At 72.2% G+C, this 20,882-nt stretch carries 21 protein-coding genes; 11 read left to right on the forward strand and 10 right to left on the reverse strand.

Annotated elements, in window-relative coordinates; genetic code table 11:
- Positions 1–99 precede the first annotated feature (99 nt).
- Positions 100–252 (reverse strand): hypothetical protein, encoded by a 153-nt coding sequence (locus tag ACTWPW_RS12450; RefSeq protein ID WP_443168782.1) that lies wholly within the window; start codon positions 250–252, stop codon positions 100–102.
- A gap of 226 nt (positions 253–478) precedes the next feature.
- Between ACTWPW_RS12450 and ACTWPW_RS12455 the strand changes: the two genes are divergently transcribed.
- Complete coding sequence (locus ACTWPW_RS12455; protein ID WP_443168783.1) at positions 479–1,261, forward strand: SAM-dependent methyltransferase; 783 nt, start codon at positions 479–481, stop codon at positions 1,259–1,261.
- 87 nt (positions 1,262–1,348) lie between these two features.
- Here ACTWPW_RS12455 and ACTWPW_RS12460 read toward each other — a convergent pair whose 3' ends face one another.
- Positions 1,349–1,651, reverse strand: coding sequence for a hypothetical protein (locus tag ACTWPW_RS12460; protein ID WP_375110864.1), 303 nt, complete (start codon positions 1,649–1,651; stop codon positions 1,349–1,351).
- A gap of 46 nt (positions 1,652–1,697) precedes the next feature.
- A complete protein-coding gene (locus ACTWPW_RS12465; RefSeq protein WP_443168784.1) occupies positions 1,698–2,168 on the reverse strand; it encodes a hypothetical protein in 471 nt (156 codons plus the stop codon).
- Between the two features lie 282 nt (positions 2,169–2,450).
- Between ACTWPW_RS12465 and ACTWPW_RS12470 the strand changes: the two genes are divergently transcribed.
- Complete coding sequence (locus ACTWPW_RS12470; RefSeq protein ID WP_443168785.1) at positions 2,451–3,191, forward strand: response regulator transcription factor; 741 nt, start codon at positions 2,451–2,453, stop codon at positions 3,189–3,191.
- Between the two features lie 64 nt (positions 3,192–3,255).
- Here ACTWPW_RS12470 and ACTWPW_RS12475 read toward each other — a convergent pair whose 3' ends face one another.
- Both ACTWPW_RS12475 and ACTWPW_RS12480 read right to left on the reverse strand, forming a co-directional pair.
- Entirely contained in the window at positions 3,256–4,746 is a 1,491-nt protein-coding gene (locus ACTWPW_RS12475; protein ID WP_375110861.1) for a hypothetical protein, read from the reverse strand.
- On the reverse strand, positions 4,743–5,627 hold the full coding sequence (locus ACTWPW_RS12480) for an ABC transporter ATP-binding protein (protein ID WP_443168786.1): 885 nt from the start codon (positions 5,625–5,627) through the stop codon (positions 4,743–4,745). The genes ACTWPW_RS12475 and ACTWPW_RS12480 overlap by 4 nt, the downstream gene beginning before the upstream one ends.
- 65 nt (positions 5,628–5,692) lie before the next feature.
- On the opposite strand from ACTWPW_RS12480, the gene ACTWPW_RS12485 reads away from it, so the two are divergent.
- From ACTWPW_RS12485 to ACTWPW_RS12500, 4 genes are all read left to right on the forward strand, one after another.
- Positions 5,693–6,265 carry a TetR/AcrR family transcriptional regulator gene (locus ACTWPW_RS12485; protein WP_375110858.1) on the forward strand — a complete coding sequence of 191 codons (573 nt, stop codon included), beginning with the start codon at positions 5,693–5,695 and terminating at the stop codon, positions 6,263–6,265.
- A 68-nt stretch (positions 6,266–6,333) separates the two neighbouring features.
- A complete protein-coding gene (locus ACTWPW_RS12490; RefSeq protein WP_375110945.1) occupies positions 6,334–6,912 on the forward strand; it encodes an NADPH-dependent FMN reductase in 579 nt (192 codons plus the stop codon).
- A gap of 22 nt (positions 6,913–6,934) precedes the next feature.
- Complete coding sequence (locus ACTWPW_RS12495) at positions 6,935–7,906, forward strand: ATP-binding cassette domain-containing protein (protein WP_375110857.1); 972 nt, start codon at positions 6,935–6,937, stop codon at positions 7,904–7,906.
- Entirely contained in the window at positions 7,903–8,745 is an 843-nt protein-coding gene (locus ACTWPW_RS12500) for an ABC transporter permease (protein ID WP_443168787.1), read from the forward strand. The genes ACTWPW_RS12495 and ACTWPW_RS12500 overlap by 4 nt, the downstream gene beginning before the upstream one ends.
- A 48-nt stretch (positions 8,746–8,793) precedes the next feature.
- On the opposite strand, the gene ACTWPW_RS12505 is transcribed toward ACTWPW_RS12500, so the two are convergent.
- Positions 8,794–9,591 carry a class I SAM-dependent methyltransferase gene (locus tag ACTWPW_RS12505; RefSeq protein WP_443168788.1) on the reverse strand — a complete coding sequence of 266 codons (798 nt, stop codon included), beginning with the start codon at positions 9,589–9,591 and terminating at the stop codon, positions 8,794–8,796.
- An 86-nt stretch (positions 9,592–9,677) separates the two neighbouring features.
- Between ACTWPW_RS12505 and ACTWPW_RS12510 the strand changes: the two genes are divergently transcribed.
- Both ACTWPW_RS12510 and ACTWPW_RS12515 read left to right on the forward strand, forming a co-directional pair.
- A complete protein-coding gene (locus ACTWPW_RS12510; protein ID WP_443168789.1) occupies positions 9,678–10,283 on the forward strand; it encodes a YdcF family protein in 606 nt (201 codons plus the stop codon).
- Positions 10,284–10,503: 220 nt separating this feature from the next.
- Positions 10,504–11,865, forward strand: coding sequence for an RICIN domain-containing protein (locus ACTWPW_RS12515; RefSeq protein ID WP_443168790.1), 1,362 nt, complete (start codon positions 10,504–10,506; stop codon positions 11,863–11,865).
- On the opposite strand, the gene ACTWPW_RS12520 is transcribed toward ACTWPW_RS12515, so the two are convergent.
- Together ACTWPW_RS12520 and ACTWPW_RS12525 are read right to left on the reverse strand one after the other, a co-directional pair.
- Complete coding sequence (locus ACTWPW_RS12520; RefSeq protein ID WP_443168791.1) at positions 11,862–15,104, reverse strand: ATP-binding protein; 3,243 nt, start codon at positions 15,102–15,104, stop codon at positions 11,862–11,864. The two genes, ACTWPW_RS12515 and ACTWPW_RS12520, sit on opposite strands and share 4 nt — an antisense overlap.
- Positions 15,105–15,220: 116 nt before the next feature.
- On the reverse strand, positions 15,221–16,417 hold the full coding sequence (locus ACTWPW_RS12525; RefSeq protein WP_375110850.1) for a cytochrome P450: 1,197 nt from the start codon (positions 16,415–16,417) through the stop codon (positions 15,221–15,223).
- A 190-nt stretch (positions 16,418–16,607) separates the two neighbouring features.
- Here ACTWPW_RS12525 and ACTWPW_RS12530 point away from each other — a divergent pair, with 190 nt between their 5' ends.
- Positions 16,608–18,134, forward strand: coding sequence for an FAD-dependent monooxygenase (locus ACTWPW_RS12530; RefSeq protein WP_443168792.1), 1,527 nt, complete (start codon positions 16,608–16,610; stop codon positions 18,132–18,134).
- Positions 18,135–18,464: 330 nt separating this feature from the next.
- Positions 18,465–19,151, forward strand: coding sequence for a maleylpyruvate isomerase family mycothiol-dependent enzyme (locus tag ACTWPW_RS12535; RefSeq protein WP_443168793.1), 687 nt, complete (start codon positions 18,465–18,467; stop codon positions 19,149–19,151).
- Positions 19,152–19,184: 33 nt separating this feature from the next.
- Here ACTWPW_RS12535 and ACTWPW_RS12540 read toward each other — a convergent pair whose 3' ends face one another.
- Together ACTWPW_RS12540 and ACTWPW_RS12545 are read right to left on the reverse strand one after the other, a co-directional pair.
- Positions 19,185–19,775, reverse strand: coding sequence for a hypothetical protein (locus ACTWPW_RS12540; RefSeq protein ID WP_443168794.1), 591 nt, complete (start codon positions 19,773–19,775; stop codon positions 19,185–19,187).
- Complete coding sequence (locus ACTWPW_RS12545; protein WP_375110846.1) at positions 19,772–20,170, reverse strand: VOC family protein; 399 nt, start codon at positions 20,168–20,170, stop codon at positions 19,772–19,774. The genes ACTWPW_RS12540 and ACTWPW_RS12545 overlap by 4 nt, the downstream gene beginning before the upstream one ends.
- Before the next feature lie 60 nt (positions 20,171–20,230).
- Here ACTWPW_RS12545 and ACTWPW_RS12550 point away from each other — a divergent pair, with 60 nt between their 5' ends.
- Positions 20,231–20,875, forward strand: coding sequence for a TetR/AcrR family transcriptional regulator (locus ACTWPW_RS12550; RefSeq protein ID WP_443168795.1), 645 nt, complete (start codon positions 20,231–20,233; stop codon positions 20,873–20,875).
- Positions 20,876–20,882 lie beyond the last annotated feature (7 nt).

The raw sequence follows: 20,882 nt of genomic DNA on the forward strand, positions 1-20,882 counted from the left end.
GAACTTCGCCATCGTAACTTTGGGTAGTGATTCGATTACTCTAGGGCTGGATTGTTCCGGGTAAAGCCCGGCGAACGGCGTGCAACCGCCCGCCGAGCCTCACGGGCGCCGGCCCCCGAGACACCTCTCCGGGACGTGCCCGGCCGCCTGCTCGTCGGTGAACTGCGGCCGGTCCGGCGTGACGGCCGCCCCGGGCCCGGTGTTGCGGTCTCCGGCGAAGCGGCCCGCGCCCTCCCACGGGTCATCCTTCACGTGCGCCCAATTCCGGCAGAGCGGCAGCATCTGCACCGGCCCCACCCCCCACGGCCGGGCCCCCGGACTGCCCCCTCCCCTTTTGAAGACCCTCACCACCACTGTCCGCCCGCCCATCCCCAGAAGCCGGGGTGCAGGCGATCTTCGACGAGTACGCTCTTCCTCATATCGCCATATAGCCCGATATAGCCGATGACTCCCCCTTGTCCCTGGGAAGGCGCCACCGATGACCGAACGTCCGCTCGACACCGACATCCCGAGCCCCGCCCGCATCTACGACCTGTGGCTGGGCGGCAAGGACAACTACGAGATCGACCGCGTCGTGAGCGAGCAGATCCTCGCGGCCGTGCCCGAGTTGCCGGTGCTGGCACGTACCAACAGGGAGTTCCTCGGCCGGGCGGTGCGCTACATGGCCGGCGAGGCGGGCATCCGCCAGTTCCTGGACATCGGCACCGGCATCCCGACCGCGAACAACACCCACCAGGTGGCCCAGTCGGTGGCGCCGGACAGCCACGTCGTGTACGTCGACAACGACCCGATGGTCCTGGCCCACGCCCGCGCCCTGCTGCGCAGCGCCCCGGACGGGACGACCGCGTTCATCGACGCCGACCTGCGCGAACCCGACAAGATCCTGGCCGCCGTCCGCGACCTGCTCGACTTCGACCACCCCATCGGCCTGACCCTCCTCGGCGTCGTCGACTTCCTCCCCGACACCGGCGAGGCCGCCTCGATCATCCGCACCCTCCTGGCCCCCATGGCGCCGGGCAGCCACCTGGCCATCTCCCACGGCCTCGTCGGCACCCAACTCGACGAGGGCGTACGGCACTGGAACGAGAGCGGCGGCAGCCCGATGACCCTGCGCACCCTCGAAGAGGTCACCGGCTTCTTCGACGGCCTCGACCTCCTGGAGCCAGGCGTGGTCGCCCTCCCCCGCTGGCGCCCCGTCCCCGAAACCCTGTACGCCGACCGCGAGGCCGTCTATTACGCAGGCGTGGGCCGCAAGAGCTGACTGACAGGGGACCAGAATCGCCCGACCGACAGCGCCTGCGTCCTGACAGGATCCTGCTGCGCCACGCCGCCCTCTGCGACGAGTTCGCTATTCGGTGTCCTTGGGGTGTCGAGGCGACGCGTAGATCACCCAGACGGTACGCGTCGTGTCGTCGATGGCATAACGCACACGCCCGCCGCTCGTGACCTCGAACTCCCACTGTTCCAAGTCCTTGCCGTTGTGACGGTGAGTCGCGAGGTCACCCCGTAGACGATGTTGCCGATCGTGGCTGGAGCCCGAACGTGGATCAACCCGCAGCGTCTCGAAGCACCGACGTGTATTGGCCAGGGCATGACGGCACAGCTCCTCCCAGCCCCGGACCGCGTCGCTGGTGCCGAACCGCACATCCACTGGTCATCCGGAGGCGGCACCGTAACCCGGTCTCCGCGCTTCGGGCTCATGCCGAGACCTGCACCGGCCCGAAGTCACCGTTCGTGGGCCGGAGGGCCTCGGCGTGGTGCGCAGGGTCTGCCTTGATTCTGGCAGTGGCTCGCCAGCCCGCTATGACCTCCTGGGTAGTCGCATCGACGTCCAGTTCGGCCGCGTCGGAGAGCGCTTCGACCAGTTCCAGGGTGAACGCACGCAGCTCGTCCGAAGTCAGGTGGCGAACCCATGGGAAGACCTCCGGCATGGCCATGACCAGCGCACGCGCGGTGGGGTCGTGCTTGATCAAGGCGAGGAGCAACCGGGACGCGGTATTCAGCGTCCGTTCGCGCTCCTCTTCACGGTCAGCCGCGGTCAGGTAGAAGTCGGGGGCGTCTCGATGCGTGACACGCACCCGTCCCAGGCGAGCCGCCCGCTCGGCGACCGCGCGTGGGTTTCTCGACAAGTCGGAGAAGGTCACTGCGTCGGCATGGCTGTTGCTCACCCACCGAGCCTATGTCAGAACACGTTCTGATGTGCACGCCTATGATCTCGCGCCGGCCTCACCGTACGCGTGCATGCTCAAGATCCTCCGTAGATCAGTGCGCCGGATGGGACCGCAGGCGCGGACGGCGGCCCGTGGCTGTGGACCACGTCAGCTCGCCGTACTTCCGACGCCGAGACCTGCTCCGCTGCTCAGAGGCGGTCAAGCCGCGCTCATCGACTCACAGTCGATTCATAAGAAGCCATCATCAAACACTCATACAAGCACGTCATCGTCACGGCTATGCACACGACCAGCACGAACTTCCAGTCCGAGCCGGTGCACCGGCCCCACGGCAACTCGATCAACATCCTGGTGGTGGACGACGAGCCCCCGCTGACGGAGCTCCTGTCGATGGTCATGCGCCAGGAGTCGTGGGACGTGCGCTGCGCGCGCAACGGCGGCGAGGCCATCCGTGCGGCCCGGGGCCTGCGGCCCGACGCGATCGTCCTGGACGTCATGCTGCCCGACATGGACGGGATCCAGCTCCTGCCCAGGTTGCGCGCGGTGCTGCCGCGGGTGCCGATCCTGTGCCTGACCGCGCGGGGCTCGGTGCGGGACCGGCTCGTCGGGCTGCGGGCGGGGGCCGACGACTACGTCACGAAGCCGTTCAGCCTGGAGGAGGTCGTCATCAGGCTGCGGGGGCTGCTGCGCCGCTCGGGCGCGGAGCGGGCGCGGCCGGACTCCGGGCTCGCGGTCGGGGACCTCACGCTGGATCAGGAGACCCACGAGGTACGCCGGGCCGGCAAGGAGATCAGGCTGACGCCCACGGAGTTCGAGCTGCTGCGCTTCCTCATGCACAACCCGGGGCGGGTGCTCAGCAAGGCGCAGATCCTCGACCGCGTGTGGGCCTACGACTTCGGCGGCCAGAGCAACGTGGTCGAGCTGTACATCTCCTACCTGCGCCGCAAGATCGACGCCCAGCGCAAGCCGATGATCCACACCGTGCGCGGCGTGGGATACACCATCCGACCGGCCGTATGACGATGTCGCTGGAGACCGGGCGGGTCGGGGTGACCAGCGTCCCGGGGAGGCCGGAACCCCGGCCTCACCCGAGCAGGTCCCGGCGGGCGAAGGCGGCGCCGCCGACGGTCACGAACACGGCGGCGACCAGGGTGAACACGGCCGGAGCCACGAAGCCGGGTGAGATCGCGGGATGGCCGTAGCCGAACGGGGTGAGCAGGAACGCCGCCCTGCCGATCGTCCCGGCCTCCCACATCGCCACGCAGGCGGCCGACAGCGCGACCGTCACCCAGCCGGTGGGGGCGGCGAGGCGCGGGCGCAGGCCGTACGCGGCGATCGTGATGCCGGCGATCGCCCAGGTGGCGGGCGCGAACATCAGCGCCGTGCCGATCTGGGCGGCCGGCCGGCCGCTGCCGAGCCCGGTGCCGAGGCCGACGGCCAGCAGCATGGCGGTGGGCGCGGCCATCGAGAGCGCGACGTGCCCGGCCAGCCAGCGCGTCCTGCCGGTGGGCCGGGCCAGCAGGGGCTCCGCGCGGCCGCGGCTCTCCTCCGCGTACGGCCGCAGCGCCCCCGCCACGGCCAGGCAGGCCACGACCAGGCAGAAGACGTACGTGAAGATCTCCAGCAGGCTCTGCCCCGTGATCGTGCCGACCTCGAACGAGCCGGACACCCAGCCCACCCCCACCGAGACCGTGCCCAGGCTGACCGTCCACCCGGCCGCCTGCCCGCCGTACAACCGCCAGGCCAGCGCGACGGGGCTGCCCAGCCTGCCCCGCACCGGCCCGGTGCCGCCCGCGCGGTCCGGCAGCAGGCCCGCGCCGAGGTCACGGCGCCCCGAGACCGCGTACGCGACCAGGGTGAGCACCACCGCGAACCCCAGCGGCAGCAGCGGGACCCACCACTGCTCGGCCCCGTACGCACGGGCGATGCGCGGCCACCCGGCCGGGAAGATCCCGATCCGGTCCTCCGGCACCACGACGCCGGGCACGAGCCCCGCCACCAGCACGCCCACGCCGGCGCCGCGCGCGAGCGGCGCGCTCTGGGAGAGCTGCGCCGCGACGAGCCCGCAGGCGGCGAACACCGTGCCTCCCGCCCCGGCCGTCAGCCCGAACAGCAGCGACCCCCCGAAGGGATGGCCGAACCCGAGGGGCAGCACGACGGCGAGCAGCGCGGCGACGGCCACGTTCACGGCGGTGGCCACGGCCATGACGGCGCTGACGGAGGCGTACCTGCCGGCGGCTCCCGCCGCCACGAGCTCCCCGCGGCCCGCGTCCTCCTCGGCACGGGTGTGCCTGATGGCGAACAGCAGCCCCGCCAGACCCGTGATGAGCAGGCTCTGCACGCTCGACCGCCAGGCGACCAGCCCCGCGATGGAGGTGTCGTGGACCGGGCCGAGCAGCGCCGTGGCGATGGGGTTGGCGGTGCTGACCGCCACGAACGCTTCCCTGATCTGCTGGGTGGGCAGCAGCGCGCCCAGGGAGTAGGCGTTGAACGCCGGCACCGCGACGGCCGCGGCGATCCAGAGGGCGATGAGCAGCCGGTCGCGGCGCAGGATGAGGCGGACCAGCGTGCTCATGGGGTCGCCGCCACCTGGTAGTGGCGCAGGAACAGCTCCTCCAGCGTGGCCGGCTGGGCGGTGAGGTCGCGCAGGCCGAACGCGGTCAGCCGGGTGAGCACCTCACCGGCCTGACCGCTGTCGACGCGGAAGCTCACCTCAGTGCCGTGGACGCGCAGGTCGTGTACGCCGTCCAGCCGCTCCAGGGGCCGCTCCAGCCGGGCGGTGATCGAGGTCCAGGTGAGGTGGCGCAGCTCGGCCAGGGTGCCCGACTCGACGACGCTGCCCTGGCGGACGATGCTCACCCGGTCGCACAGGGCCTCCACCTCGGCCAGGATGTGGCTGGACAGCAGGATCGTGGTGCCCTGCGCGCGGCGCTCGGCCAGGCAGCGGCGGAACTCGGCCTCCATGAGCGGGTCGAGGCCGGAGGTGGGCTCGTCCAGCAGGAGCAGCTCGGCCTCGGCCGACAGCGCGGCGATCAGCGCGACCTTCTGCCGGTTGCCCTTGGAGTAGGTGCGCGCCTTCTTGCCGGAGTCCAGCCCGAACCGGTCGATCAGCTCCGCGCGCCGCCGCTCGTCCACCCGGCCGTGCAGCCGCCCGAGCAGGTCGATCGTCTCGCCGCCGGTCAGCTCGTCCCACAGGGTGACGTCGCCGGGCACGTACGCCAGGCGGCGGTGCAGGCGTACGGCGTCGTGCCAGGGATGCCCGCCCAGCAGCCGCACCTCGCCCGCGTCGGCGCGCAACATCCCCAGCAGCACGCGCAGGGTGGTCGTCTTCCCCGCGCCGTTGGGTCCGAGGTAGCCGTGGATCTCCCCGGCCGCCACGTGGAGGTCGAGCCCGTCCAGCGCGCGGACCCGCCCGTACGACTTGACGAGGCCGGACACCGCGATCACAGGGTCCATGGCTGGGACGCTACGCAAAACTTGCAGTTCTGTAAATATGCATCGGTTGCAATATCATGGCCGGCATGTCGTTGCGGGAGCGGAAGAAGCAGCGGACGCGGCAGGCGCTCATCGACGCCGCCGGGCGGCTGTTCGACGAGCAGGGGTACGAGGCCACGACCGTCGCGCAGATAGCCGCCGCGGCCGAGGTGTCCCCGCGCACGTTCTTCACCTACTTCCGGCACAAGGCGGACGTGCTGATCACCCACGGCGTGGAGCGGGTGGACGCGGGCGTGGCGGTGATCGGCACCCGCGCCCCCGGCGAGCCGCCCGCCGCGCTGCTGGCCAGGGCCTTCGACGAGATGCTGACGGAGAGCTGGGACCTGGGGATGACGCCCGGCCTGGTCGGGGAGGCGGTCAAGCTGCCGATCTTCTCGCCGCGAGCCTCCATCGACCGCTCGAACACCCGGCTGGAGCGGCTGGCCGCCGCGCTCGTGGACGCCTGCGAGATCGACCGGATGACCGCGTACGCGATGGTCGGGGCCGCGATCGGGGCCGTGAGCGCGACGGCGGCGGCCGCGATCGGCGAGGGCGGATCCGACGAGGAGACCCTCGCCGAGGCCCGCCGCGCCTGCCGCCGGGCACTGGCGGGCTTCTGACCGAACCCCTCGCTAGATCCGATCTAGCGGCCCACCTAGCGCCTTGAGGGTGGAAGGGGGTGACCACCATGCCGGGCGACGACGACCCGCTCCGCGTCGCGGTGATCATCGGCAGCACCCGGGTGGGGCGCGTGTGCGACACGCTCGGCGGCTGGTTCGCCGAGCGGGCCCGGCGCCGCGAGGACCTGTCCGTCGAGGTGCTCGACCTGGCCGGGTACGCCTTCCCCGCCTGCTACCCGGACGAGTCGACGCCGTCCATGCGGCACTTCACCGCGGCCGTCGGCGGCTCCGACGCCTTCGTCGTGGTCACCCCCGAGTACAACCGCAGTTTCCCCGCCCCGCTCAAGCAGGCCATCGACTTCGCCTACGACGAATGGCAGGCCAAGCCGGTCGGGATCGTGGCCTACGGCTCCGGCTCGTGCGGCCACTACGCCGTCGAACAGCTCCGCACGGTCTTCTCCGCCCTGCACGCCGTGACGATGCGCGACTGGGTAGGGCTCGACCTGCTCGGCGCGGGCGTCGACGAGTGCGGCCGGCCGCGCGACACCGACGACCTCCTGCGGGCCGTCGCGGCCCTGCTCGACCAGCTCACCTGGTGGGGCCGGACGCTCCGCGAGGGCCGCCGCAGGCAGCCGTACGCCTCATGACCTCATCTCGAAGGGAACACCCATGACAGATCTGGCGATACAGACCTCAGGCCTGGTCAAGGTCTTCGGCGACACGCGCGCCGTGGACGGCCTCGACCTCGCCGTGCCCGCCGGCGCCGTGTACGGCGTGCTCGGGCCCAACGGCGCCGGGAAGACGACCGCCGTACGCATGCTGGCCACGCTGCTGCGGCCCGACGGCGGCGAGGCGACCGTGTTCGGGCACGACGTCGTGCGCGAGGCGGACGCCGTACGCTCCCGGGTCAGCCTGACCGGCCAGTACGCCTCCGTGGACGAGGAGATGACCGGCGCCGAGAACCTGATCCTGCTCGGCCGCCTCCTCGGCCACCGCAAGCCGGCCGCGCGCGAGCGGGCCGCGGACCTGCTGGAGGCGTTCGGGCTGACGGAGGCGGCGGGGCGGCAGGTCAAGACGTACTCGGGGGGCATGCGGCGGCGGCTCGACATCGCGGCCAGCATCCTGAACACGCCCGACCTGCTCTTCCTCGACGAGCCCACGACCGGCCTGGACCCGCGCAGCCGCAACCAGGTCTGGGACATCGTCCGCATCGTCGTCGCCCACGGCACCACGGTGCTCCTGACCACCCAGTACCTGGAGGAGGCCGACCGGCTCGCCCAGCGCATCGCGGTCATCGACCACGGCCGGCTCATCGCCGAGGGCACGCCGGGCGAGCTGAAGTCGTCCGTCGGGTCCGGCTCGGTCCACGTACGGCTGCGCGACGCCGCCACCCGCCCCGACGCCGAGCGCGTGCTGGCCGAGACGCTGGACACGCCCGTCTACCTGGAGGCGGACCCGGTGGCGCTCACCGCCCGCATCACCGGCGGCGGCAACGAGGCCGAGCAGGCCTCCCGCGCGCTCGGCCGCCTGGCCGAGGCCGGCATCGTCGTCGACGACTTCTCCCTCGGCCAGCCCAGCCTGGACGAGGTCTTCCTCGCCCTCACCGACCACCCCGCCACCACCGAGGAGGCAGCAGCATGAGCACCACCACCGACAGCACCACCACGTACGCACCCGCGGCCGAGGCCCTGGCCACGGTCCTGGCACCCGGTGCCAGACCACCCCGGCCGAGCGCGTGGTCGGCGTCGATGACGTTCGGCTGGCGGGCGATGTTGAAGATCAAGCACGTGCCCGAGCAGCTCTTCGACGTGACGGCGTTCCCGCTGATGATGACGCTGCTGTTCACGTACCTGTTCGGCGGCGCGCTGGCCGGCTCCCCCACGGAATACCTGCAGTTCCTGTTGCCCGGCATCATGGTGACGAGCGTCGTGATGATCACCATGTACACCGGGGTGGAGGTCAACAAGGACATCGAGAAGGGCGTCTTCGATCGCTTCCGCACCCTGCCGATCTGGCGCCCGTCCACCATGGTCGGCTACCTGCTCGGTGACGTCCTGCGGTACACGATGGCCTCGACGGTCATCTTCCTGATCGGCCTGGTGCTCGGCTTCCGCCCGCAGGGCGGCCTCGCCGGGGCGGTGGCGGGGATCCTGCTGCTGCTGGTGTTCTCGTTCGCGTTCTCGTGGGTGTGGACCATGTTCGGCCTGCTGATGCGCAGCGAGAAGGCGGTGATGGGGGTCAGCATGCTGGTGCTGTTCCCGCTGACCTTCCTGAGCAACGTGTACGTCGATCCGGCGACGATGCCGGGCTGGCTGCGGGTGTTCGTGAACGCCAACCCGATCTCCCACCTGGTGACCTCGGTACGGTCACTGATGGGCGGGGCGCCCGACATGGGGGAGATCACCTGGGTGCTGGTGTCGGCGGCCCTGTTCGTCGCCATCTTCGGCACGCTGACGATGCGCCTGTACAACCGCAAGTAGGTCCAGGCGGCCCCGGGGCGGCGGTCCTGGCGCCGATGCCGACAACGCTCAGAGGCGGCGGCCGACGGTGAGCACGACATACCAGTGGCGGGTGAGCCGGCCGTCCGGGCGGGTGGCGAGGAGGCGGCGGATCTCCTGGTAGAGGTGCCGGCGCCGGTCCGGCTCCATGGCGATGTGGCCGGAGAACGTGTCGAGCAGGGCCAGGTATTCGTCGGCCGTGTAGCGCAGGGCCCACACGTAGAGCCGGGTCCCTGCCACCGTGAAGTGCCCGGAGGTCTCGAACTCGGTGGCGATGGGGTTGGGCTGCTCCTCGGGCGTCGGTCCCGGCCACGGGCCGTCGTGGCCTTCGCCGATCTCTTCGTAGACCTCCTGGATCTCGTCGAAGATCGGGTCGTAGCCGGCGGGCATCGCGTGCTCGGCGTTCCACACGGCCAGGTGGCCGCCCGGGGCGAGGAGGGCGGCCGCCTTGGCGTATTTGACGGCGGGGTCCAGCCACTTCCAGGCCGTGGCGGCGTACACGAGGTCGAACCGGTCGCCGGCCGACGGCTGCCAGCCCTCGAACGGCGAGGTGATCACCGAGACGCCGGCGAAGTCGGCGAGGCGGCGCCGGGCCTCCGCCGCGAGGGCCTGGCCGAGCTCGACCGCGGTGATCCGGAAGCCCATCCGCGCCAGCGGGAGCGTGGCCTTGCCCGGCCCGCAGCCGACTTCGAGCAGGTGCGCGGGCGGCGTGAGGCCGGTGATCCGGAGCAGGTCGGAATAGAGCTCGGCCGGGTAGTCGGGGCGGGCGTCCTGGTAGGTGGCGGCTGCACTGTCGAAGGTGGCCGACAGCCGGCGGTCGAAGGACATGGTCCCATCCTGGCGGTGCCGTGCGACGGGAGGCGAGCCGATTTATCGTGACCGTGAGGTGGGATCCCGACCGGTGAGGATCACGGATGACCGACGACCTTGGTTCCGAGCAGATCGCCGCCATCACCGCTTTCGTGGACACCGAGGCCCTTCCGCCCGACGGGCGGCCCACGGCGCTCATCCTCTTCGGCACCATGTACGTCCGCCCGCCCGTCGAGATCGCGGCCGAGCGGTACCACCGGGGGCTCGCGCCGCTCATCATCGCCACCGGCGGCGTCAATCGCTACGACGGCACCCGCGAGGCGCGTACGTTCCGCCGCCTCCTGCTCGAACGCGGCGTCCCGGACGACGCCATCCGGTGCGAGGACCGCTCGCTCAACACCTGGCAGAACGTCGAGCTCTCGCTGCCCTTCCTGCACGAGGCGCTGGCGTCGGGGCTCGCCGTCACGGCGGTCTGCAAGTGGTACCACCGGCGGGCGCTCCACATGCTGAAGACCCTCGTGCCCGGCCTCGGCCCCTTCCACGGCATCACCTGGGAGCCGCCCAGCGCCGGCCGGCCGATCACGCGCACGGACTGGCCCGCCATGCCCGGTGGCAGGAAGCGGGTGATGCGCGAATGGGAAGAGGTGTCGCGGCGCGTCGCCGACGGCAGCCTCCAGGACCTCGTGCTCACCGGCGGCGCGTGGCACTGACGGGGATCCCTGACGTTCTCCCTGACCCGCGCATGCACGTTCCGTTACCATGAGCCGACTCACGGTGCCGGACGGACGGAGGGTGCATGCGCGCGAAACCCGCCCTGGTGGTCGGCGCGGTCGTCCTGCTCGGCGCGGTCTGCTCCGTGCTGACCGGCGTCTACGTCAACTTCGCCACCGACGGCCGGCCGGAGCTCAACCCGGCCCACATCTGCCCGCCGTGCTCTTCGCCTGCCTGGCCTCCGCGTTCCCGCCGCTGGGCGAGGTCCTGCGCTCGCGGTGGGCCAACCGCACGGCGAGCGCGGCGGACCCGTTCAGCGCGCACGACCTGCCCACGTTCAAGCGGCTGCTCAAGGAGCTGCGCAAGCGGGCGGGCACGCCCCGCTTCGCCGAGCTGGAGACGCGCGCCGCCGCCCGCGGGCTGGCGTTCGGGCGGGCCGACCTGGAGCAGGTCACCGGCCGGCGCACCAGCTGGCTGAACGACGCCGGGCAGGCCGAGCCGGTCATCCGCGCCTTCCTCGCGGTGCATGACGTGCCGGGCGCCGCGGCGGACAAGTGGCTGCGGTCCTACCGCAGGCTGGCCGATCCCCAGCCGGAGGCACCCGGCCGCCGCGTCAAGCTGGTCGCCGTCGTGACAGTGCCGGTCGTGTGCGCGACCGCGGCCTTCCTGGGTTACGTGACGTACGCCGAAGCGCAGGTACGCGACTCGCTCAGGCGCTCGAACGTGACGATCCTCTCCCTGTACGTCCCCGGCCGCTACCTGGTCGTCAACAACTCGGCCCCCGCTCCCCCGCACGCCAGGCTGGGCGCCTCGATCGTCAACACGAGCCCCGGCCAGACCTACCGGTGGGACCTCGAACCGGACAAGCGCGGCGGCACGTACCTGCACCGGATCCGCAACCGCGCCACCCAGCGCTGCCTGACCCCGGAGGCCCGGCACCTCACCGAGGGGATCTACCTCACCGAGGCGGCCTGCGGCGACTCCGGCGACCAGCTCTGGCGGGTGTCCGACCGGTCCCTCGCCATCGCCTCGCCGCAGGGCGAGCTGTGCGCCGAGCCGAACATGGGCTCCACCATGGCCGGCACCCCGCTGATCCTGCGGGCCTGCGCCGGCGGGCGGCTCGTCCAGCGCTGGCTGGTCACCGACCGCCTGCCGGACCTGGGCAGCTCGCTGGCCAGCGCGGAGAACGGCGTGTGCCTGGACGCCGCGAACGACACCGACGTGATCACGTGGGAGTGCCACGGCCGCGCCAACCAGGCCTTCAGCTATCCGCGCGACGCCCGGGGCGACTACGCGATCAGGAGCATGGATCGCTGCCTGGCCGTCTCCGGCCCGCCGGGGCGGCAACGCCCGGTCCGCGAGCCCTGCTCCGGGGGCCCCGGCCAGCTGTGGCGCTTCACCTACCGCTCGCCCTTCCACGAGTGGCTCTACTGGGAGGTCAAGCATGTCGCCACCGGCCTGTGCCTGCAGCTGGAGCCGGACGGGCGGTCGCTGTCCATGACTCCCTGCGTGCGCTCGAACGTCCAGCAGTGGCGCACCCCCGACTGGCTGCACCCGCCGAACACGCCGGCCCACCCCTAGAGGCGCCACCCGATCTTGTCGTCGCCCGGCTGGTAGCGGCAGGTGGCGCCGGTGGAGACCGTCGCCCGCAGGTGGGCGGCCAGCTCGGGATGGGCGTGGTCGAGCTTGCGCAGCGTGTCGCGGATGCGCGCGGTGACGGTCTTGCGCGCCCGCTCCGCCTCGTCGCCCAGCCGCCGGGTGCGCCCGCCCAGGCCGGCCGCGGCCCGCAGCTCGGCCAGCAGCGCGGCCCGCTCCCGGTCGAACTCCGCCGCCCGCCCGTCGTCGCCCAGCTCGGCGGCCCGGTCGATCTCCTCGTCGAGCCGGGCCAGGCGGCGGCGGTATCGGGTCTTGGCCTCCTCGTCGAGCACGTCGTCACCGCCCATCCGGCGGGCCGCCACGACGAGCTCGCCGCCTTCGGGATCGAGCAGCAGCACGGCGGGCACGTCGTCACCGGGACGGCTCAGCAGCGTGTGCAGGTCGCGCAGACCCTTGGCGTCGGGCAGGTGGGCCACCCGGCCGTCGAACGCCAGCGACCAGACCGCTCCCTCCCGCCGGAACTCCCCGGCCGGGCTGCCCGAGCCCCCACGCCAGGCGTTGCCCGGCAGCGCCCGGGCGCCTTCCGGCACCGCGTGCCCGGCGGGCCGCGCATGGGGTGACTCGCCGGTGTGTCGCACGGGTTGCGGAACCTGCCGCATGCCCAGCTCCACCGCCTCCCGGTGCGCCTCCTCCAGCAGTGCCCGCGCGGCCTCGGCGTCGCCGGGCCCGGCCCGGGAGAGCAGCGTCTCGGCCAGACGTCCCCGGGCCAGCACCGACCACGGCCGCGCCCGCATCGCGTCGGCCGCGCGGTAGGCGGCGGTGAGCTCCGCGACGGCCTCCGCCCAGCGCTCCTCCGCCGCGTCCACCAGGCCGAGCCAGAGGTCGTAAGGACCGCCGATATCCCAGCCGAACAGCGACACCGCCCACCGCCCCCGATGCCGCGCCAGCCCGGCCCGCGCCCGGGCGCACAGCTCCGGGTCCTGCGTGGCCGCGGCCACCTCCGCCAGGAAGCGCAGCCAGATCGGCTGGACCATGCGGTCGTCCGGCTCCTCGTCGGTGAGCTGGCGCAGCGCCGCGTGGAGGTCGCCGGCGTGCAGGGCGGTCAGCCCCTCCAGCAGCGGCACGCACGGGTGGCCGGTGCCCCTGAGCGCGCGCAGCGCCTGCTCCTGCCCGTCGACCCGGCCCTGCAGCGCCATCAACGACCAGCGGTGGTGCATGAGCATGAAGGTGAACTGTTCGTGGCGGGCGTCGGGCTCGATGGCCGCGAGCAGGGACTCCGCCTCGGCGAAGCGGCCGGCGAGACCCGCGATGATGCTGGCGTCGACGTCGGCGGTCATCGCGAGGTGCGGGCGCTCGCCGCGCCGCGCCCTGGCGTCGTAGTCGTGGAACTCGTCGAGGTAGCGCGGGTCGCCCTGCTCGATCATGGCCACCCAGCGCAGGGCGCTGGCGAAGTGCTCGAGGTCGGCGTCGGAGGTGCGCCGGGCCACGGCGATCAGCTCGCCCGTCAGCACCACCCGCTCCCCGGCCGTGCCCGGCCCCCAGATGATGTCGTGGTGCGCCCACAGCCCGAACGCCAGCGCGTCGTCGTTGCCCTCCTGCCTGGCCAGGTTGATGAGGTGGAGGACCAGATCGGTCGCGAGCCGCTCGTCCGGCACCGAGCCGCCGACCAGCCGGCGATGGGCGTCCTTGAGCCGGTCGAGGGCCTTCTCCCGGCCGTAGAGGCTGTGGAAGAGCAGCGCGACCCGGGCGGGCAGCTCGGGGTCGTCGATGTCGCGGGCGATGGCGGCGGCCTCCTCGAACACCCGCCTGGCCTGCTCGGGCTCGCCGGTGTGGTGCAGCTCCCGGCCCAGGTCGAGCGCGATCAGGCCGCGCCGGCGCGGGCTGGAGGCGGCGCTCAGCTCGTACGCCCTGCGCAGGTGACCGACCTGCTCCTCCCCGGCGAGCCTGCCGCCGGCCTCGCGGGCCGCGTCGAGCAGGAGGTCGATGGCCTTCTCCGGGTCGAGCCGGTCACCAGCTAGGTAGGCGTGCCTGGCCAGGTCGCTGGGCGGCAGCTTGCCGGCCAGGCCCGGCGCGCTCTCCACCGCGGCGACCACGGCGGCGTGCCGGCCGGGCGGGTCGTCGAGGGAGTCGTAGAGGGTCTCGCGCACCAGGTCGTGCGCGAACGCGAACACGCCCCCGCCCCTGGTCACCACGAGCCTGGCCACCACGGCCAGGTCGAGCAGCCGGTCGACGTGCGCGACCGGCTGCGCGATGGTGGCGGCGAGCACCTGGCGGTGGAACTCCCGGCCCAGCACCGCCGCGGCCGGCAGCAGCTCGGACACCTGGCGCGGCAGCAGGGACAGCCGCCGCAGCAGCGCGTCGCGCACGCCGGGCGCGATCGCGCTGGCCGAGCCGCCGCTGCGCCACAGCCGGGCGGTCTGCTCGACGAAGAACGGGTTGCCGCCCGTGCGCAGGTGGACCTCCTCGACCAGCTCGGGCGGCGGGTCGAGGCCGGCGGTGCGGGCCATGAGCGCGCCGACGCCCGCCCGGTCGAGCCCGGTGAGCGTGATCGTGGTGGCCTTGGCCACGAGCGGTGACAGCAGGTCGCGCAGCGGGTGGTCGACGGGCTCCACCTCGGCGTCGCGGTAGGTGCCGATCAGCAGCAGCCGCTCGAACCAGGTCTGCTGCGCCGCGAACTCCAGCAGCCGCAGCGAGGCCGGGTCGGCTACGTGCAGGTCGTCGATGACGATCACCACCGGGCGCCGCTGCGAGAGCGCGACCAGGGCGGAGGTGACCGCGTCGAAGAGCTGGAAGCCGTCGGGCGTCGCCCCACCGCTCGGCAGCTCACCGAACTCGGGTGCCCTGCCCTTGGCGGCGTCACCGAGCTCGGTGCCCCTGCCCCTGGCATGCGCCTCGCCGAGCAGGGCGGTCAGGCTCGCGCCCGCCGCCTCCTCGGCCGCCGCCCACTCCTCGGGCTCGGCGGCCCGCCGCAGGGCCCTGATGACCTGCACCCACGGCCAGTAGCCGGGGGCGCTGCCGGAATCCCAGCACGCGCCGCCGACCACCAGCGCGCCGCGCCGCCTGGCCTCGCCCGCCGCGCTGGTGACGAGCGTGGTCTTGCCGATGCCCGCCTCGCCGGTGACCAGCACCAGGCCGCCGTGGCTGCCCACGACCCGGGTGATCTCGGCGCGCAGCAGCTCGGCCGGGTGCTCCCGGCCGATCAGCTCGTGGGCCGCGACGTCCATAGGCATGACGCTTGCACGTTATCCGCCCGAACCGACAATTTCCCAACGCCCTCCAGCGGTTCCGGCGGGCAGGATGCGGGTCCCCCGGGGGATCGGGCCGGCGTCGGTGACCCGATCTACCAGGCCACCTCCAGGGAGCTGAGCCCGTACACGATGGAGGACGTGCGGAAGCGCGGGGCGGTGTCCGTCACGCGCAGGTTCGGGAAGCGCCTGAGCAGCGCGGGGAAGGCGATCCGCAGCTCCATGCGGGCCAGCGGGGCGCCCAGGCAGTGGTGGACGCCGTGACCGAAGGCGACGTGGCCGGGCGCGCCGCGGGTGAGGTCGAACGCGTCCGCGTCCGGCAGGAACGACGGGTCCCGGTTGGCCACGGGCAGGGTGCAGATCAGCAGGTCGCCCGCCTCGATCCGCCGGCCGCCCACCTCGGTGTCCGCGGTCGCGACCTTGGTGGTGCCCGAATTGACGACGCTGAGCCAGCGCAGCAGCTCCTCCACCGCGGCGTCGATGCGCTCGGGCTCCTTCCGCAGCAGGTCGAGCTGCTCGGGGTGGCGCAGCAGGGCGAGCGTGCCCAGGGAGAGCATGTTGGAGGTGGTCTCGTGCCCGGCGAACAGCAGCAGGCCGCCGATCCCGACCAGCTCGTCGGTGGACAGGTCGTCGCCGTGCTCGCGGACGAGCATGCCGAGCAGCTCCTCGCCCGGGTCGGCCTGGATGCGGGTGACCAGGCCCTCCATGTACGCGCGCTGCTCGAACTGGAGCATCATGCGCTGCTCGCCGGGCACGGTCATGTCGAGCATCCTGGCGGTGCGCTCCTGGAAGCCCTCGCGCTCCTCGTACGGCACCCCGAGCAGCTCGCAGATCACCAGCGACGGGATCGGCAGCGCGAACGACGGCACCAGGTCGGCGGGCGAGCCCGCGGCCTCGATGGCGTCCAGGTGCTCCTCGACGATGCGCGTGATCCGCGGCTCCAGCCGGTTGATCCGGCGGATCGTGAACTCGGGGGTCAGCATCCTGCGCAGCCGCGTGTGCTCGGGCGGGTCCACGCCGAGCAGGTTGCCGGCGCGTACCTTGGCCTTCTGCTCCTCCGTCATCTCCGGCGCTCCGGGCAGCCGGGCGATGGTCTGTGGCGCGACCTTGAAGCGTTCGGCGTCGCCCAGCACCTCCCGCACGTCGGCGTAGCGCGTCACGAGCCAGGCGTCGGTGCCGAACGCCGTCGTGATCCGTTTGATCCGCTCCTGGTCCCGCGCGGCCGCCAGCTCCGGCGCCGGATCGAACTCCACCCGCCGCATGTGCAGCGGCATCGTCGAGGTCTCGCTCATGCAATCCCCTGGCTGATCCTGATTTTTGCGTAGAACGCTACTGATGCGGGCGATGCGGGCACTAGTGCGATCTTGAATCGTTGTGCGCTCGTACCTGAATCATGGCCGGGCGGCGGTGCGCGGCGCCCTTTGACGCGGGCCGGACGGCGCCAGGAATATACCTGCATCCCCTACGACAAAGAGGACGCCCATGGATCTGGCGCGGCAAGTCCCCGGCCCCGTGCCCCCGTCCGTGCCCGTGCTCGTCGCGGGAGGCGGGCCCGTCGGCCTGGCGACCGCCGTGGAGCTGGCCCACCACGGCGTTCGCTGCCTGGTGGTCGAGCCGCGCGAGTCGGTCTCGTGGCTGCGCCCGCGCGCCAAGACCACCTCGGCTCGCTCGATGGAGCTGCTGCGCAGGTGGGGGCTGGCGGAGACGTTACGGGCGCGGGCGCCGCTGGCGGTGTCGTGGTCGGACGCGGCGGTGTTCGTCAACAGCCTGCTCGGGCGCGAGATCACCAGGATCGGCGGCTGCTTCGGCCTCGACCTGGCCGGCTCCGACCTGGCCGCCGAACCCGGCCAGCAGGCGCCGCAACCGCTGGTGGAGGAGGTGCTGCGGGAGGCCGTCGGCGACGCGCTGCTGACGGGCCGGCAGGTGACCGGCCTCCGCGAGGACGCCGACGGGGTGACGGTGCGGATCGCCTCCGCCGATGGCGACGAGCACGAGGTACGCGCCCAGTACGTGGTGGGCTGCGACGGCCCGCGCAGCGTCACCAGGGCGGCCATCGGCGCCCGCTACGAGGGCCGCCAGGACGCCAGGCCCAACTTCAACATCGTCTTCCGCGCCCCCGGGCTGGCCGAGCGCATGCCGCACGGCCCCGCCGTGCATTACTGGGTGCTGAACCCGGCCCAGCCCGGCCTGGTCGGCCGCCTGGACCTGGAGGAGACCTGGTGGTGCATCGCGCAGGGCGTACGCGCGCGGGACGCCGACCCGGTGCGGCTGGTACGGAACCTGGCCGGGGCCGACATCGAGGTGGAGATCCTGGCCACCGACCCGTGGACCGCGCGGATGTTGCTGGCCGACCGGTACGGGAGCGGGCGCGTGTTCCTGGCGGGCGACGCGGCGCACCAGAACCCACCCTACGGAGGCCACGGGTTCAACACCGGCATCGGTGACGCGGTCAACATCGGCTGGAAGCTGGCCGCCGTACTGCAGGGGTGGGCTCCGGCCGAGCTGCTGGCCACGTACGAGAGCGAGCGCCGCCCCATCGCCGCCGACACCATCGAGGCCGCCGCCGCGAACATGGCCACCCTCGCCCCCGAACTCGCCGACCCGGCGCTGATGGGGGACGAGGCCGAGTTCGAGAAGGTACGGCCGGCCGTGGCGGAGGCGGTGCTCAGGACCAAGGACAGCGAGTTCCACAGCCTGGACCTGGTGCTCGGGTACACGTACGCGGGCTCGCCCGTCGTCGCCCCGGACGCCGGGGAGCGGCTGCCGCACCGCTGGCTCTCGCCCGGCGAGTCCCTGTACGACCGCCTGGGCCCCGCCTTCAGCCTCGTCGGGGACCAGGGGCTGCCCGGGGCCGCCGTGGTGGTGGCGGAGGCGCGGGAGCTGGGCGTACCGCTCCGGGTGGTGCACCTGCCCGGCGAGCCCTTGACGGTCGTCCGGCCGGACCAGCACGTGGCGTGGCGGGGTGCGGATCCGTCGGGCGCTCTGCGGATGGCACTCGGGCTCTCCTGACCGGGGGGCGTGGGTCGGTAGGTGGGCCCGGGGCCGCCCACCCGTTGCCCGATCACCAAGTGGCCGGCGGGTGCCCACCCCAAAGGTCTTCGCCCGGGGGCGCTTCGCGCCCGATGAGCTCAGGCGTTCCCCCTTCGACGCGCCTCCGGCACGACGACGCCTCCGGCGCCCATCGCGCGTTCACCTGTTACCCGGCTACACGGTGGGCCACGAACGCCCACCCCGACCCGCCACACCATTGGGCCCCTATTGTGCAGGGGACCAGACCGATGACTTCCACCACCTTGGGATGTCTCTCTTCCCAGAACCCTCAGAAGAAAGACGTCCGGAATGCCAGACATAAGCCCAAAATCCACCCGTCGCCGCCGTGACCCGGCCGCCATCTGGCCGCTGATCCACACCGAACGAGCGGCCCTGGCATCCGACCTCGCCACCCTGACAGAGGAACAGTGGGCCACCCCGTCCCTGTGCGAAGGTCTGACGGTGCGTGAGGTGCTCGCCCACCTCACGGCGGGGGCCAGCCTGAACCCGGTGCGGTGGCTGGCGGGCGTGATCCGCTGCCGGTTCGACTTCGACAAGCAGGTGGCCATGCGCCTGGCCGAGCACCTCGGCACCACCGGAGCCGAGACCCTGGAGAGGTTCGAGGCCGTCGTCACGAGCACCACCTCACCACCGCTCCCGGCCGTGGCGATGCTCGGGGAGACGATCGTGCACGGGGAGGACATCCGGCGCCCACTCGGCCTGAGCCGCGACTACCCGATCCCGACGCTCACCCGGCTGGCCGAGTACTACCGGGAATCGGACCTGGTCGTCCAGGCCAAGGGCCGGATCGACGGGTTGCGGCTCACCGCCACCGACGGCCCCTTCGAGGCCGGCACCGGACCGGCTCTCGTGTCGGGGCGGACGCTGTCGCTGATCATGGCGATGACGGGGCGGATTGCCTACTGCGACGAACTGGAAGGAGACGGGGTCCCGATCCTGCGCGACCGCTCCGAGACAGCCGGAGAGCGGGCGTAGCGGGGCCGATCGGGTCCGACGTCGGGTCCGCGTCTACGGGAACGCGGTGAACAGCACTTTCCAGGTCCCCGAGTACAGGCAGTTGGCGCTCGGCCTGGCGGACTTGGCCTCGCTGCACACCTTGAGCTCCACCTCGGTGACGTCCGACCTGCTGAAGAGGAGGCTGGGCGTCTCGTCGTCGAAGCAGTTGCGCAGGCGCTTGTGGGTGAGAGCGGGCTGTCCCTCGTCGTCGTAGTAGGTGATGCGGAAGACGGCCCACGCGCAGCGGAAGTCGCTGGGGGTTCGGTCGGCGAGCAGCACCCGGACGCGTACGTGCGCTACGGGCAGGTCGTCCTCGGGGTCGAGGCCGGTGGCCCGCAGCTCGCCGATGGCCTTGGCCTGGCGGCCCGGCGAGTAGACGGGACCCCAGCGGTCGAACGGGGCGACGGCAGCGGACGTACCGATCCCGGCGGACGCGACCGCTGAGGTCGCTGAGGCCGTGGACGCGGAGGCAGAGGCGGCTGAGGCTGGGGTGGCCGAGGCTGGGGTGGCCGAGGCTGGGGTGGCCGAGGCTGGGGTGGCGGGGAGTGCGGCTAAGGCGGCCAGCAGCACGCCGGCTGACAGGACATGGACGGTTCTCATCATTGCTCCTTCTTCTGCTGCAGGGTGTAGAGGCGGATCTCGATGCCGTCGGGATCGATCAGGCCGGCGACCAGCCAGCCGATGCTGCCCTCGGTGATGCCGGCGTGGGAGACGCCGAGGTCGTCGAGTCGGGCGACCCAGTCGCGGAGCGCGTCGAGCGTGGGCACCCCCAGCGCGACGGGGTCGAACCCGCCCAGAGCCCGTACGCGTTCCGGCTCCTCGCGTAACGCGATCATCAGCGTCTGCCCCGCGTCGCGCATGGCCACGCCACGGAGCACCCCCTCCTCGACGAACTCGATCGCCACGTCGAGGCCCAGCACCCGCCCGTACCACTCCGCGCTCTTGCGTACGTCGGACACAGGCAGCTTGATGTGGTGGAAACCCTTGAGGACGGTCACAACTGGCCCCCTTGTCGGCCAAAGATTTAAAGTGACACTTTAAAGTGGTACTCTAAGTTCATGGCGGACGTCAATACCAGGAATCGGCGATCAGCACCGACCAGGCGGCGCATCGTGGAGGCGGCGCACGGCCTGTTCGCCACGCGCGGCTACTCGGGCACCACCTTCCAGGAGGTGGCCGACGCGGCCGGGGTGTCCGTGCAGACGGTCTACTTCCATTACGGCAGCAAGAGCCAGCTGCTCAAGCACGTGGTGGACGTCGCCTCGGTGGGCGACGACGAGCCGATCCCGCTGCTGGAGCGCCCCTGGTTCGTGGAGTTGCGCGGCTCGACCGACCCGAGGAAGGCGATCGCGCTGTGGGTCCGCGAGAGCGGGGCCATCTTCGACCGGGTGGCGGCGATCCTGGCGGTGGTGCGCGACGCGGCGGCCGGGGATTCGGAGATGGCCGAGCAGTGGCAGGTCAACAGTGGGCAGCGGCGCACGGCGCACGAAACCTTCGTCGGCATCCTCGACGGACTCGATGCGCTGCGGCCCGGGATGGACGTCCAGCGGGCGACGGACGTCACTGTGGGGTTGCTGTCACCCGATCTGTTCCTGGTGCTGGAGCGGGAGTGCGGGTGGAGCACCTCGCAATGGGCGACCTGGGCGGGCGATCAGCTCGCCTATGCCCTGCTGGGGGCGGATGACCAGTGCTCTGACCGGTGACGTTCAC

This window comes from Nonomuraea sp. KM90 (assembly GCF_052246675.1).
Taxonomy (GTDB): domain Bacteria; phylum Actinomycetota; class Actinomycetes; order Streptosporangiales; family Streptosporangiaceae; genus Nonomuraea.